Raw genomic sequence first — 13,942 nt, forward strand, 5'->3', positions numbered from 1 at the left:
CCACCCCGAGCCTGGGGGTCCGGGGGCTTGCCCCGGGCCTTCCCGCCGCGTCCGGACCGGGCGGTGCCGGCCGCGACCCGTAGGCGAGGACCACCGCCTGCGAGTCGGCAACAACTGCCGCTCGGGTTCCGGGGTTCGGGGGCCTGCCTCGATTTCCCCGCCCGTGTCCCGCCGGGCGGGACACGACCCGAGCCGTACGCGCAGCGCGTGTTGCCTGCGAGTAGGCAGCGCTCGGGGGTCCGGGGGCTTGCCCCCGGTTGGGGGAGAGGCCCGGGCAGCGGACCTCGTCCCGTCAGCGTCCCGCGTCTCCCGGCGTCACCAGCCCCGACTCGTACGCGAAGATCACCGCCTGCGCCCGATCGCGCAGATCGAGCTTGGCGAGCACCCGCCCGATGTGCGTCTTGACCGTCTGCTCCGCCAGGACCAGCCGGTCCGCGATCTCCTGGTTCGAGAGCCCCCGCGCGATCAGCTCCAGGACCTCCGTCTCACGCGGCGTCAGACCGTTGAGACGCAGCGCCGCCCGGTCCCCCCGCGGCGCCGGCTTCGACGCGGCGAAGTCGGCGATCAGCCGGCGCGTCACCGACGGCGCCAGCAGCGCCTCGCCCGCCGCCACCACCCGTACCGCCGCGATCAGATCGGCCGGCGGAGCATCCTTCAGAAGGAAGCCCGACGCGCCCGCGCGCAGCGCCTCGTACACGTAGTCGTCCACGTCGAAGGTGGTAAGCATCAGCACCTTGGGACGGTGTGTGACCCCCACCGGCGGGTTCAGGATCTCCCGCGCCGCCGCGAGACCGTCCATCTCCGGCATCCGTACGTCCATCAGCACCACGTCCGGGTGCGTCGAACGGGCCACCTCCACGCCCTGCTTCCCGTCCGGCGCCTCGCCCACCACGTCGATGTCGGCCTGCGCCGCGAGGAGTGCGGCGAACCCCGCCCGCACCATGGCCTGGTCGTCGACGATGATCACGCGGATGGTCAAGACAAGTCCTTCGAGGTCAGCGGGGTCTTCGAGGTCAGCGGGAGCCGGGCCGCGACCCTGAAGCCCCCGTCCGGCAGCGGCCCGGTGTCCAGCGTGCCGCCGGTCAACCGTACGCGTTCCCGCATCCCGATCAGCCCGTGCCCTGTCCCGTCCCCGCCCTCCAGGGGCGAATGGCGCCCGGCGACCGGGGCGTTGACGACCAGGACCGTCAGCCATCCGTCGTCCGAACGGATCGAGACCCGGGTCTCCGCGCCCGGCGCGTGCCGCACCACGTTCGCCAGGGCCTCCTGCACGATCCGGTACGCCGACAGCTCCACCGCCTGCGGTACGTCGCCGAGATCCGCCGCCAGCGACAACTCGGCGGGCACCCCCGCCCGTACCGTCGCCTCGATCAGCTGCTGCACCCGGTCGAGGCCGGGCTGCGGCGCCCGTTCGCCCTCCGTACCCTCGCTGCGCAGCACCACGAGCAGCCGCCGCATCTCGGCGAGCGACTCCCGCGCGCCGGCGGCGATCGAGGTGAACTCCTCGCGCGCCGCCTCCGGAAGGTCCGGGATCCGGTACGGCGCCGAGTCCGCCTGGACCGTGATCACGGACATGTGGTGGGCGACGATGTCGTGCAACTCGCGCGCGATCCGGGCCCGTTCCTCCAGGAGCGTGCTGCGCGCGCGTTCGGCGGCGCTGCGGCGCTCGGCGTCCCCGCGTTCGCGGAGCGCGCCCGTGAGGAGCAGAACCCCTCCGCTCAGTACGAAGAGGAGGATGTGGATGCCGTCGGTGTTCTTCGGCGAGAGGGCGGTGAGGACGAAACCGGCCGCCCCGGTGGCCAGCCATACGCCGAGCAGGGTCCGGCGCGGTTCGCGCAGCCCGAGGGCGAGCATCAGGGCGAGGTAGCCGACCACGACCATCGGCGTCCACGGCCAGCTGCGGCCGTCCAGCCCGTCCGAGGCCAGCATCACCAGCGCTCCGGCGACATCGGCGACCCCGATGATCCACCACGCCTGGAGCGGGCGGGTCACGGCGAGCAGCAGTGGCGCGGTCTGGGCGGTGGCGAGGGCACCGGCGAGGGCGCCGTTGACCTGGTAGTCGTTGAGCAGCACCGTGACGGTGACGGGGAGCAGCGAGGCGACGAAGGCGACCGCGATGACGTAGGGGAGGAGCCGCAGCCAGCGCGAGCGCGCCTCGGCGAGCAGCGGGGCGCTCGGTTCCGTCGGGGTCGCGAGGGCGGTACCGAAGGACTGCATCACTCCTCGGACGGGCGCGAGCATCCGGGCGACGTGGCGGTCGGCTCCGAGGGAGCGTGTCTTCTTCATGGCCCGCCCAGGTTAGGCAGCCGGGCACCCGAGGGGCGTCATACCGAGGACTCGGTCGGGGGGTGATACCCGGGTATGACGGGCCCGGTTCCGCGCCTCCGCGCAGCGCGCAGCCGCCCCGACAACGTCACCCGACCCGAGGCCACTTCCCTGCCGGGCCCTCGAGCTCGGCCTGTCGCGCCCGGCCTGCCGAGCTTGGCCCGTCGAGCCCGGCCCGCTGAGCTTGGCCCCCAAGCCTGGTCCGCCGAGCCCCGCCGGCCGAGCCCGGCCTGCCTGCGCCCGACCTGCCGAACTCAGCCTGTCGCGCCTTGGTCTGCCTGCGCCCGACCTGCCGACCCCGGCCTGACGAGCCTGGCTCGCCGAGCTTGGCCCCCAAGCCTGGCCCGTCGAGCCCCGCCCGTCGAGCCCCGCCCGTCGAGCCGCCGCGCCCCGCCGGCCACGCGCCCCGCCCTCACAGCTCCGCCAGCAGCTCTGCCTTCTTCGCCGAGAACTCCTCGTCCGTCACCAGACCCGCCCGGTGCAGCTCCCCCAGGTGCCGGATCCGCTCCGCGACCCCGGCCGGGTCCCGCAGCTCCGCCTCCGGGAGCGCGGCCGTCCGGCCCGCGCCGCGGACCGCCGCCAGGACCGCCGCGGCGAACGGCAGGGACTCGTGGACCGGGCCGTAGCCGAGGCCGAAGACGACGGCCGCCGGGTCGCGGTCCGCCTGGGCCTGCCGGGGCTCCCCGGATCGGGGCAGCAGGCGCAGGTACCCGTCGAAGACGTCCGGCGAGCGCCACTCGACCCCGCTCAGCTCCCGTACGGGAAAAGTCTGGTCGCCCGCCTTCCACTTCTCCGAGGACGCGCCCGTCCAGAACCAGCGGAACGACACCTGCGACGTACCGTCGAAGCTCGCCTTCCCGTCGTACGCCTTGAAGGACTGCGGTCCTTGCGGCGCCGCCACGAGGAAGCCGTCCGTCGGCCCGTCCGACGATCCGCCCGGCAGTCCGTCCTCCGGCGTGAGCATCGCCCGCAGTTCGTCCCGGTAGTACTCCGCCAGCGTCTCCCGTTCGGCCGGCAGCACCAGTCGGTACGGGTCGCTCCCCTCCTTCAACTGCCCCGCGGCCGCCTCCATCAGAGGATCGGCGCCCGGTCTCGGCACCGCGTGCAGCACGACCGTGCCCCGCTTGCCCGGGGCGAGTGTCACGGACGCCAACGCCTCGTGCGGGATGCGTCGTTCGCGCAGCGTCTGGAACAGTTTCGGTGTGCGGATCCCCCGATCGAAGCGGATGACGACGGCGTCGCTCTCGAACTCCCAGGTGGCATGAATTCCGGCCAGCACATCACCCATGTGCCTCATCGTATGCGGCGTGCGCCCGCGCGTCGCCCCTGTGCGAGGGGCCGAAGTGCCGTGCTCTACGCGCGTCAGACGCCTTCCGCGCCGGAGATTCCGCTGCGGCAGGCGCTGTCGACGCTCGCGCAGGTCAGGCTCTGGTACGCACCAACGCCTATCGCCGCGAAGTTGTGGAGGCTCTTGGTGCCCGGCTCGAAATAGCCGGTGTGGCCGATTGCGCCGGCCGCCGAGAGCAGCCGCGCGCCGAACTCCGGCTCCACCGGGTCCGCCCCGTGGCCGACCCCGCCGACGGCGACGTGCGGTACGTCCTGGATCCAGTCGTCCGCGTCCCGCATCGCCCACACGCGGGCCCGGGTGGCCAGTTCGGCCGCGCGCTCCACCCGCATCCCGGGGCTTCCGGCCACGGCCACGTCGGTCACCCGGGAGGGCAGCCGGGCGGCGGCGACCCCGCAGAGCACGGAGCCGTAGCTGTGGCAGAACAGGCTGACGCGGGAGGCGCCGGGCAGGGCGTCGGTCATGTCGACGAGCCGTACCGCGCCGGCCGAGGCCAGGCGCCCCATCGCGGCGTCGATGCCGACCCCGACCGGGGCCGTGTAGTCCGCCCAGGCGATGACGGCCGTACGGCTTCCGGGGGCGGCCCGGCGTTGTGCGGCGTACAGCGACTGCGCCATGCCGGCCGGCGCCGTGAACTTGCGGCTGGTCTTCTGGAAGGTCAGCAGATTGGTGTCGACGCCGGGCACGATCACCGAGACCCGCTGGGCACGCTCCAGATCGCCGAGCACCTCGGCCGTCCGGCCGCCGGCGGTGGGGTCGAAGGCGAGGATCTGCCGGTCCTCACGCATCAGTGAGGTGAAGCGGTGCGCGCGGCGCAGGGCCTCGTGCCGGCCGTCGGCGCTCAGCCTGGGGTCCTCGACCCTGTCGCGCTCGGAATCGAGGGCGCGGGCGAGGGCGAGCCGGTTGGCGCGGTAGCGGAGGGTGACCGGGGCGCCGTCGAGATTGCCGACGACGAGCGGGTGCGCGTCGGCGAGGAAGGCGCCCTGCGTCGGGCCTATCGAGCGGAAGAACGCGGCGATCGTACGGGCGGGGGCGGCCGGGTCGGGCAGGGCCCGGTGGCCGATCCTGCCGTGCAGCCAGGAGGCGAGCGCGGCCTGCCGCGACTCTCCTGGCCCGCGCTGATGCTGGATCGTCGTCCAGCCGGTGGTCGCCAGGAGCACGAACACGACGGCGAGCGCGAGCGTCATGCGCCAGACGGTGAGGGTGGGGGAGGAGTCGAAGGAAGTCACTGCGCCACACCCTAGGAGACGGGTGCGGGGCGCCGGGTGGGCGAGTGACGTGGATCACCTGTGAGGTGAGGCGTGGTGACGTTCCGTACGCGGGGGCGTACGCCTCGCACGTCCGGATTCATCGGCTCCGGAGCGCATACGGATTCGCCGCCTCGGTCACACGTACGGGGTCGTCGGCCCGGCGAGGCGCAAGCGGTCGGCGGCTCCACGGGCGTGCCCGAATCATCGCCCGGGCGGCTCGTCCGGAGTCATCGGCTCCGCCACTCCGGTTCGAGAGCAGGGCCGAGGTTGTCCAAGTAGTACTCGGTCATTTCGCGCATCCCCTGCAGCGTCGGGTCCGCGCTCCTGCCCCAGAGTTGACCCGTCACCCTCATGACGCCGCTGAACGCCGCCACCGCGATCCGTGGGCGCGGGTCCTCGTCCACGTCCAGGCCCTCGCGCTCGGCGATCAGCCGGGCGATGGCCTCCTCCATCTCGCTGGAGCGGCGCAGATGGACGGCGAGCAGCGCGGGGGTCGACTCGATCATCTGGAAGGTCCGCAGATGCAGTTCGAGGGGGACGACCTCCATGATCGCCTCGCCGATGGTGTCCCAGGCGGCGAGTACGGCGTTGCGCAGCGCGTCGAGCGGGCCCTCCTCGGCGGGTCGTTCGGCCAGCGCCTGGACGAAGCGTTCCTCCACCATCTGCTGGACGGCGAAGGTGGCCTCCTCCTTGGAGGAGAAGTAGCGGAAGAAGGTGCGCTGGGAGACCTCGACCGCGTCGGCGATCTCGTCGACGGTGGTCTGCTCGTATCCCTGGGTCGTGAACAGTTCGAGGGCGACACGCAGCAGCGCGTCCCGTGTGCGCTGCTTCTTTCGTTCCCGCAGACCGGAAACCGTCACCGGATGGCCCTCTTTTCGCCACTTTTCAAGGCTTCGTGCAGCTCAGGGTACCTGTGAGCTACATGACAGTTACCGTCGTGTGAATTGCTTTGTCAATTGTCAGCGACTGACATTAGCCTCACCCGCATGACTAGTCAGACCACCGTGGAAAAGGCCCCGCAGGGTCAGGGGGGTGACCGGAGCCCCGCCCCGGCTCCGGCGAAGGGCCTGCGAGGCCACCCCTGGCTGACGCTGTTCGCCGTGGCGGTCGGCGTGATGATGGTCGCGCTCGATGGCACGATCGTCGCCATCGCCAACCCCGCCATCCAGGCCGACCTCGGCGCCACCCTCGACCAGCTCCAGTGGATCACCAACGGGTATCTTCTGGCGCTCGCCGTCGCCCTGATCACCGCCGGCAAGCTCGGTGACCGCTTCGGTCACCGCCAGACCTTCCTGATAGGCATCGCTGGCTTCGCCGCCGCCTCCGGTGCGATCGGCCTCTCCGACTCGATCGCCTTCGTGATCGCCTTCCGCGTCCTCCAGGGCCTCTTCGGCGCCCTGTTGATGCCGGCGGCGCTCGGCCTGCTGCGAGCCACCTTCCCCGCCGAGAAGCTCAACATGGCCATCGGTATCTGGGGCATGGTCATCGGCGCCTCCACGGCGGGCGGCCCGATCCTCGGCGGCTTCCTGGTCGAGCACGTCAGCTGGCAGTCGGTCTTCTTCATCAACGTGCCGGTCGGTGTCCTCGCGCTGGTGCTCGGTCTGGTGATCCTCAAGGACCACCGCGCCGAGAACGCCCCGCGCTCCTTCGACATCCTCGGCATCGTGCTGCTCTCCGGCGCGATGGGAGCGCTCATCTGGGGCATCATCCAGGCGGGCGCGGACTGGGGCTGGGCGAGCGGCAACACCTGGGGCTGCATCGGCGGCGCGATCCTGCTGTTCGTGCTCTTCGCCGTCTGGGAGACCAAGGTCAAGGAGCCGCTCATCCCGCTGGGGATGTTCCGCTCCGTGCCGCTCTCGGCCGGTGTGATCCTGATGGTCCTGATGGCCTTCGCGTTCATGGGCGGCCTGTTCTTCGTGACCTTCTACCTCCAGGGCGTGAAGGGGCTCGGCCCGATCGACGCCGGACTCCACCTGCTGCCGCTGACCGCGATGATGATCGTCTCCTCGCCGCTGGCGGGTGCGCTCATCACCAAGTTCGGCCCGCGCATCCCGCTCGTCGGCGGCATGGTGTGCACCGCGGCCGCGATGTTCGGCATGATCACGCTCACCGAGGGCACCGAGACGCTCGCGATGTCCCTCTGGTTCGCCCTGCTCGGGCTGGGTCTGGCCCCGGTCATGGTCGGCGCCACCGAGGTCATCGTCGGCAACGCCCCGCTGGAGCTCTCCGGTGTCGCGGGCGGACTGCAGCAGGCCGCGATGCAGGTCGGCGGTGCGCTCGGTACGGCCGTGCTCGGCGCGGTCATGTCCTCCAAGGTCTCCGGCGAGTTCCCGTTGAACTGGACGGCCGCCGGACTGCCCGCCCCGCCCCCGCCGGGTCTCGAGCAGGCCGCCGAGTTCGGCATGGTCCCGCCGGAGCTCGCGAAGGCGCCCGGCATGACCCCGGACATGCTCGAACAGATCGGGGGCGTCATCCACGACACCTTCATGGACGGCATGGGCCTGGCCTTCACCGTCGCCGGTGTCGTCGCCGTCGTCGCGGCCGGCGTCGCCATGCTCACCAAGCGCGGTGCGAACGCGGAGGCGGGTGCGGGCGGCGCCCACATCTGACCTCTCCCTGCTGAAATGACGGCCCCGCCGGACCCGGTCCGGCGGGGCCGTCACCTCTTCGAGTGAACCGACCCTTGGCCTCTTCCCAACTGGCTGTGACTTCCACCAGAGTTCTGATTACAGAGAGTTACGGAATCGGGGGGTTCGCCACCATGTACACGAAGCTCGTCAGGCGCCAGGCATGCCGGCACGCAAACCAGCACGCAACCCATCAGGAAACCCATCACGCAACCCATCCGGCCCACCACCACGTGGGCCGCCACGCACTCCGGCGCGTCCTTCTGGCGGCACTGGCGGCCACCTTGCTCACCGCCTTGCCCGCCCTGCCCGTGGCAGCCGCTCAGGCCGCCCAGGCGGCGGCTCAGGCGGCGACTCAGGCCGATCCGGCACCCAGGCTCGGGGCCTGTGCGCCCGGCCAGTTGTGCCTGTGGCCCAAGGCGGACTTCCGGGGCACGGCGTGGACGCACGAGCTGGCCGACACCGACATCGAGAGCTGTGTCGCCCTGCCGCCGGGCACGAGTGCCCAGTCGCTGGCCAACCGCACCGGGCGGCCGGTCACGACGTACCAGTCCGCGGAGTGCGCCGAGACGGGGGAGTTCGAGACCTATCCGGGGCGTGGGATCTGGGTGCCCCAGAGTCCGTACCAGGTCAGAGCCTTCAAGATCTGGGAGCGGTAGGGATCTCGCCCTGCGGCGGCACGGAGGCGGGCGCGGAGGCCTGTGTGGAGGCAGGCGGGGAGGCGGGCGCGGAGAGCCGCGCCACCTCGCCGCGCAGCTCCTGGACCTCCCGGGTCAGGGCCTCCAGGAGCTCGGTCTGCCGGCGGTCCTGGGCGTCGTCCCGCTCGAAGCGGGAGATGAACCAGGCCGCGATGTTGGCGGTCACCACACCGAGCAGGGCGATCCCCGAGAGCATCAGGCCCACGGCGAGGACGCGGCCGAGACCCGTGGTCGGGGCGTGGTCGCCGTAGCCGACGGTCGTCATCGTCGTGAACGACCACCACACCGCGTCGCCCAGCGTCTTGATGTTCCCGTTCGGGGCCGTGCGCTCCACGTGCAGCACGGCCAGCGAGCCGAACATCAGCAGCCCGACCACCGCGCCCGCCACGTAGGTGGTGAGCGTGATCTGCGGGGCCATCCGGGCCCGTCGGCCCACCAGGAGCAGCGTGGAGACCAGCCGCAGCAGTCGCAGCGGCTGCACCAGTGGAAGCAGGACAGCGAGGAGGTCGAGCGGATGTCCGCGTACGAAACGCCACTTTGCCGGAGCCAGCGTCAGCCGCACGGCGTAGTCGACGGCGAACGCGCCCCACACCACCCACTCCATGGCCAGACACAGCTCATGGACCCGGCGATCGGCATCCGGCGCCACGATCGGAATGGCGTACGCAATGCCGAACGCCACTGCCAGGATCAGCAGTGGCGTCTGGGTGCGCTTCTCCCAGCGTTCCTTCATGCCGGGAATCGTATGGCGGGTGCGGGCGCGCATTCGCCCCCGCACCCGCACCACACGGTGATGCCGTTACGCGTCGCCGCCGGCGGGGCCCGGGTCCGCGGCCGCCACGTCGAGCAGCTGGTAGCGGTCCACGGCCTGCTTCAGAACCGACCGGTCGACCTTGCCCTCGCGGGCGAGCTCGGTGAGGACGGCGAGGACGATCGACTGGGCGTCGATGTGGAAGAACCGACGGGCCGCACCCCGCGTGTCCGCGAAGCCGAAGCCGTCCGCGCCCAGCGAGGTGTAGGTGCCCGGCACCCAGCGGGAGATCTGGTCCGGAACCGAACGCATCCAGTCGGAGACGGCGACGAACGGGCCCTGGGCCGAGGACAGCTTCCGCGTCACGTACGGGACGCGCTGCTCCTCGTCCGGGTGGAGCAGGTTGTGCCGGTCCACCTCGACGGCCTCGCGGCGCAGCTCGTTCCAGGACGTGGCGGACCAGACGTCGGCCCGTACGTTCCACTCCTCGGCGAGGATCCGCTGCGCCTCGACCGCCCACGGCACGGCGACACCGGAAGCCATGATCTGCGCGGGGATCGCGCCGGCCTCGCCCGCCTTGTAGCGGTAGATGCCCTTGAGGATGCCCTCGGCGTCCACGTTCTCGGGCTCGGCCGGGTGCTGGATCGGCTCGTTGTAGACGGTCAGGTAGTAGAAGATGTCCTCGGCGTCCGGGCCGTACATCCGCTTCAGGCCGTCCTGGACGATGTGCGCGATCTCGAAGCCGAAGGCCGGGTCGTAGGCGACACAGCCCGGGTTCGTCGAGGCGAGCAGGTGCGAGTGGCCGTCCGCGTGCTGGAGGCCCTCGCCGGTCAGCGTCGTACGGCCGGCGGTGGCACCGAGCACGAAGCCGCGCGCGAGCTGGTCGGACATCTGCCAGAACTGGTCGCCGGTCCGCTGGAAACCGAACATCGAGTAGAAGACATAGACCGGGATCAGCGGCTCGCCGTGCGTGGCGTACGCGGAACCCGCCGCGATCAGCGAGGCCGTGCAGCCGGCCTCGGAGATGCCGTCGTGCAGCATCTGCCCGGTCGGGGACTCCTTGTACGCGAGCAGCAGCTCGCGGTCCACGGCCTCGTACTGCTGGCCCAGCGGGTTGTAGATCTTGGCGCTCGGGAAGAACGAGTCCATGCCGAACGTGCGGTACTCGTCCGGTGCGATCAGCACGAACCGCTTGCCGATCTCCTTGTCCCGCATCAGGTCCTTGAGCAGCCGGACGAACGCCATCGTGGTGGCGATCGACTGCTGGCCGGAGCCCTTCTTCACCGGGGCGTAGGTCTTCTCCTCGGGCAGGACCAGCGGCTTCGCGCGCACGACACGCGTCGGGACGTACCCGCCGAGCGCCTTGCGGCGGTCGTGCATGTACTGGATCTCCTCGGAGTTCCGGCCCGGGTGGTAGTACGGCGGCAGGCCGCCCTCCAGCTGAGCGTCCGTGATCGGGATGTGCAGCCGGTCGCGGAAGCGCTTGAGGTCGTCGACCGTCAGCTTCTTCATCTGGTGGGTCGCGTTGCGGCCCTCGAAGTTCGGGCCCAGCGTCCAGCCCTTGACGGTCTGCGCGAGCACCACGGTCGGCTGGCCCTTGTGGGCCTTAGCCGCCGCGAAGGCCGCGAAGATCTTCTTGTGGTCGTGGCCGCCACGGCCGAGGTGCAGGATCTGGTGGTCCGACATGCCCTCGACCATCGAGCGCAGCCGCTGGTCGTCGCCGAAGAAGTGGTCGCGGATGTACGCGCCGGTCTCCGTCGCATACGTCTGGAACTGGCCGTCGGGCGTGGTGTTCAGCTTGTTGACCAGGATGCCGTCGCGGTCCTGGGCGAGCAGCGGGTCCCAGGAGCGGTCCCAGATCAGCTTGATGACGTTCCAGCCGGCGCCGCGGAACTGCGACTCCAGCTCCTGGATGATCTTGCCGTTGCCGCGCACGGGGCCGTCGAGGCGCTGCAGGTTGCAGTTGACGACGAAGGTCAGGTTGTCCAGGCCCTCGCGGGCGGCGATGGACAGCTGGCCGAGCGACTCCGGCTCGTCCATCTCGCCGTCGCCCAGGAACGCCCAGACGTGCGACTTGGAGGTGTCGGCGATGCCGCGCGCCTCCATGTAGCGGTTCATCCGGGCCTGGTAGATCGCGCCGAGCGGGCCGAGACCCATCGAGACGGTCGGGAACTCCCAGAAGTCCGGCATCAGCCGCGGGTGCGGGTACGAGGAGAGCCCGTTCGGGTACTTCGACTTCTCCTGGCGGAAGGCGTCGAGCTGCGTCTCGTTGAGCCGGTCGAGGAGGTAGGCGCGGGCGTAGATGCCGGGGGAGGCGTGGCCCTGGAAGAAGATCTGGTCGCCGCCGTCGCCCTCGTCCTTGCCGCGGAAGAAGTGGTTGAAGCCGACGTCGTACAGCGAGGCGGAGGAGGCGAAGGTGGCGATGTGGCCGCCGACCCCGATGCCCGGGCGCTGCGCGCGCGAGACCATGACGGCCGCGTTCCAGCGCGTCGCGTTGAGGACCTTGCGCTCGATCTCCTCGTTGCCCGGGAAGAAGGGCTCGTCCCGGGTCGCGATCGTGTTGACGTAGTCCGTGCTGCGCATCTCGGGCACGGCCACGCGCTTCTCGCGGGCCCGCTCGATCAGGCGGAGCATCAGGTAGCGGGCTCGCTCACGGCCCCGCTCGTCGACGGCGGCGTCGAGGGAGTCGAGCCATTCCTGAGTCTCTTCGGGATCGAAGTCCGGGACCTGGCTGGGAAGGCCGCCAATGATGATCGGGTTGCGATCGGATCCGGAAGCCACGCTGTTCCTTCGCTGTTCGGTGGAGCCCACGGGAAGGCCGGGATGTCCATCGTGTACCCCGTCGGTGTCAAACGTCATCTCTACCGAGGGGTAACCCCCGCTGGGCGCCTGGTTGGGTCAAATCGCAACCTTACGCCCAACCCGCGCATGCGTTTCGTCACCATGTTCGGCAGACTGAAGCCGCGGAAGAACGCAAAGCGGGACGAAGCGTGTGCCATTTGTCACGGAGCGAAGTGGAACCGGACCGGAAGATGCGGCGAGACGGCCCCAAACGTCACCGTTTCGGCGGTCTCGGGGGCCGGGTACTTGCGCGATCCGCCCAGCCCGTGTGGACTACGGCCAGCGCCGCGCGTACGCACGTGGCCGAAGCATTTTCCGATACATGATCAGGAGGCAAGCCGTGAGCGCGACCGCGGACCACGCGGAGGAGCGGACCAACCCGGCAGCGAGGCTGGGGTTCGAGCCCGGACAGGTGGTCCAGGAGATCGGTTACGACGACGACGTCGATTTCGATCTCCGCGAAGGCATCGAGTCCATCATCGGGTCGGACCTCGCTGACGAGGACTACGACGACGTCGCTGACGCCGTCGTGCTCTGGTTCCGCGACGAGGACGGAGATCTGACGGACTCCCTGGTCGATGCCATTGGCCTGCTGGAGGACGGCGGGGTCGTTTGGCTGCTGACGCCGAAGACGGGCCGAGACGGCTACGTCGAGCCCAGCGACATCAGTGACGCCGCGCAGACCGCCGGCTTCTCCCAGACCAAGAGCATCAGCGTGGCCAAGGACTGGTCGGGCAGCCGACTGGTCGCCCCCAAGCGCTGATTCCCAAGCAGCAGGAGCCCCCGTCGGCACAGCCGGCGGGGGCTCTGTGCGTAGGCTGGGCCTTTCACCTGTCCGGTCCAGTGAAGGGATGCGCACGCCATGGCGATCGAGGTCGGCACCAAGGCCCCGGAGTTCGAGCTCAAGGACAACCACGGCCGCACCGTGAAGCTCTCCGACTTCAAGGGCGAGAAGAACGTGGTGGTGCTCTTCTATCCCTTCGCCTTCACCGGCGTCTGCACCGGCGAGCTGTGCGAGCTGCGCGACAACCTGCCGAAGTTCGTCAACGACGACACCCAGCTCCTCGCGGTCTCCAACGACTCCATCCACACCCTGCGCGTCTTCGCCGAGCAGGAGGGCCTGGAGTACCCGCTGCTCTCCGACTTCTGGAAGCACGGCGAGGCCTCGCGCGCGTACGGCGTCTTCGACGAGGAGAAGGGCTGCGCCGTGCGCGGCACCTTCATCATCGACAAGGAGGGCGTGGTCCGCTGGACCGTCGTGAACGCCCTTCCGGACGCCCGGGACCTCGGCGAGTACGTGAAGGCCCTCGACACTCTCTGACCATCGGGGCGAATCGTCTGTCCAGGCCGGGAACCCGTCACTAGGATCCACTCGTTGATCCGATGCCAACGCACGACGGGGGCGCTGCCCCTGGTAACCACATGGAGGGACTCGTGGGAGTCAGCCTCAGCAAGGGCGGCAACGTCTCGCTGACCAAGGAGGCCCCTGGCCTGACCGACGTCACCGTCGGTCTCGGCTGGGACGTCCGCACCACCACCGGGACGGACTTCGACCTCGACGCCAGCGCCATTCTGGTCAGCGCGGAGGGCAAGGTCCGCAACGACCAGGACTTCGTGTTCTTCAACAACCTGAAGAGCGCCGACGGCTCGGTCGAGCACACCGGTGACAACCTCACCGGCGAGGGCGAGGGCGACGACGAGCAGGTCAAGGTCAGCCTGGCCACGGTGCCCGCCGATGTAGCCAAGATCGTCTTCCCGGTGTCGATCTATGACGCCGAGAACCGCCAGCAGTCCTTCGGCCAGGTCCGCAACGCGTTCATCCGCGTCGTGAACCAGGCCGGCGGAGCCGAGATCGCCCGGTACGACCTCTCCGAGGACGCCTCGACCGAGACCGCCATGGTCTTCGGCGAGCTGTACCGCAATGGCGCGGAGTGGAAGTTCCGCGCCGTGGGCCAGGGCTATGCCTCCGGCCTGCGGGGTATCGCGGCGGACTTCGGCGTCAACGTCTGAGTCACGCACGACTGATCCGTCCGGCGCCGCACTCACCCGGCGGCGCCCGACGTGCCGCAACCGCGGTGCCCGCCGGCGGCGCCCAACCGCACCCC

General features: G+C 70.4%; 12 protein-coding genes. 5 read left to right on the forward strand and 7 right to left on the reverse strand.

What is annotated here, in order from left to right; translation table 11 throughout:
- Positions 1-292 precede the first annotated feature (292 nt).
- The 5 genes from ACFC0D_RS20465 to ACFC0D_RS20485 form a co-directional block, all read right to left on the reverse strand.
- Positions 293-979 (reverse strand): response regulator, encoded by a 687-nt coding sequence (locus tag ACFC0D_RS20465; RefSeq protein WP_376437703.1) that lies wholly within the window; start codon positions 977-979, stop codon positions 293-295.
- Positions 976-2,241 (reverse strand): sensor histidine kinase, encoded by a 1,266-nt coding sequence (locus ACFC0D_RS20470; RefSeq protein ID WP_376437736.1) that lies wholly within the window; start codon positions 2,239-2,241, stop codon positions 976-978. Before ACFC0D_RS20470 ends, ACFC0D_RS20465 begins: the two co-directional genes overlap by 4 nt.
- Positions 2,242-2,737: 496 nt before the next feature.
- Positions 2,738-3,613 (reverse strand): DUF4429 domain-containing protein, encoded by an 876-nt coding sequence (locus tag ACFC0D_RS20475; RefSeq protein WP_376437706.1) that lies wholly within the window; start codon positions 3,611-3,613, stop codon positions 2,738-2,740.
- Positions 3,614-3,687: 74 nt separating this feature from the next.
- Positions 3,688-4,899: an alpha/beta hydrolase gene (locus ACFC0D_RS20480; protein WP_376437709.1), complete on the reverse strand. Its 1,212-nt coding sequence runs from the start codon at positions 4,897-4,899 to the stop codon at positions 3,688-3,690.
- 248 nt (positions 4,900-5,147) lie between these two features.
- Positions 5,148-5,780: a TetR family transcriptional regulator gene (locus ACFC0D_RS20485; RefSeq protein WP_376437711.1), complete on the reverse strand. Its 633-nt coding sequence runs from the start codon at positions 5,778-5,780 to the stop codon at positions 5,148-5,150.
- Positions 5,781-5,906: 126 nt separating this feature from the next.
- Here ACFC0D_RS20485 and ACFC0D_RS20490 point away from each other — a divergent pair, with 126 nt between their 5' ends.
- Together ACFC0D_RS20490 and ACFC0D_RS20495 are read left to right on the forward strand one after the other, a co-directional pair.
- Complete coding sequence (locus ACFC0D_RS20490; protein ID WP_376437714.1) at positions 5,907-7,529, forward strand: MFS transporter; 1,623 nt, start codon at positions 5,907-5,909, stop codon at positions 7,527-7,529.
- Positions 7,530-7,780: 251 nt separating this feature from the next.
- Positions 7,781-8,206, forward strand: coding sequence for a peptidase inhibitor family I36 protein (locus ACFC0D_RS20495; protein WP_376437717.1), 426 nt, complete (start codon positions 7,781-7,783; stop codon positions 8,204-8,206).
- Here ACFC0D_RS20495 and ACFC0D_RS20500 read toward each other — a convergent pair.
- Both ACFC0D_RS20500 and aceE read right to left on the reverse strand, forming a co-directional pair.
- Complete coding sequence (locus ACFC0D_RS20500) at positions 8,187-8,978, reverse strand: potassium channel family protein (protein ID WP_376437719.1); 792 nt, start codon at positions 8,976-8,978, stop codon at positions 8,187-8,189. The genes ACFC0D_RS20495 and ACFC0D_RS20500 overlap by 20 nt on opposite strands.
- Before the next feature lie 66 nt (positions 8,979-9,044).
- Entirely contained in the window at positions 9,045-11,777 is a 2,733-nt protein-coding gene (gene aceE / locus ACFC0D_RS20505; RefSeq protein WP_376437722.1) for a pyruvate dehydrogenase (acetyl-transferring), homodimeric type, read from the reverse strand.
- Positions 11,778-12,177: 400 nt separating this feature from the next.
- Here aceE and ACFC0D_RS20510 point away from each other — a divergent pair, with 400 nt between their 5' ends.
- From ACFC0D_RS20510 to ACFC0D_RS20520, 3 genes are all read left to right on the forward strand, one after another.
- Entirely contained in the window at positions 12,178-12,600 is a 423-nt protein-coding gene (locus tag ACFC0D_RS20510; RefSeq protein WP_137989507.1) for a DUF3052 domain-containing protein, read from the forward strand.
- Positions 12,601-12,699: 99 nt separating this feature from the next.
- Positions 12,700-13,158 carry a peroxiredoxin gene (locus tag ACFC0D_RS20515; protein WP_376437726.1) on the forward strand — a complete coding sequence of 153 codons (459 nt, stop codon included), beginning with the start codon at positions 12,700-12,702 and terminating at the stop codon, positions 13,156-13,158.
- Between the two features lie 113 nt (positions 13,159-13,271).
- On the forward strand, positions 13,272-13,847 hold the full coding sequence (locus tag ACFC0D_RS20520) for a TerD family protein (RefSeq protein ID WP_376437728.1): 576 nt from the start codon (positions 13,272-13,274) through the stop codon (positions 13,845-13,847).
- Positions 13,848-13,942: the final 95 nt, after the last annotated feature.

Origin of the sequence: Streptomyces sp. NPDC056222, from assembly GCF_042264065.1 — a bacterium.
Taxonomy (GTDB): Bacteria; Actinomycetota; Actinomycetes; order Streptomycetales; family Streptomycetaceae; genus Streptomyces.

Coding starts and splice junctions, on each gene's coding strand:
- ACFC0D_RS20470 (WP_376437736.1), bottom strand. CDS start 2,241: ATGCTCGCGCCCGTCCGAGGAGTGATGCAGTCCTTCGGTACCGCCCTC.
- ACFC0D_RS20475 (WP_376437706.1), bottom strand. CDS start 3,613: ATGGGTGATGTGCTGGCCGGAATTCATGCCACCTGGGAGTTCGAGAGC.
- ACFC0D_RS20490 (WP_376437714.1), top strand. CDS start 5,907: ATGACTAGTCAGACCACCGTGGAAAAGGCCCCGCAGGGTCAGGGGGGT.
- ACFC0D_RS20500 (WP_376437719.1), bottom strand. CDS start 8,978: ATGAAGGAACGCTGGGAGAAGCGCACCCAGACGCCACTGCTGATCCTG.
- ACFC0D_RS20515 (WP_376437726.1), top strand. CDS start 12,700: ATGGCGATCGAGGTCGGCACCAAGGCCCCGGAGTTCGAGCTCAAGGAC.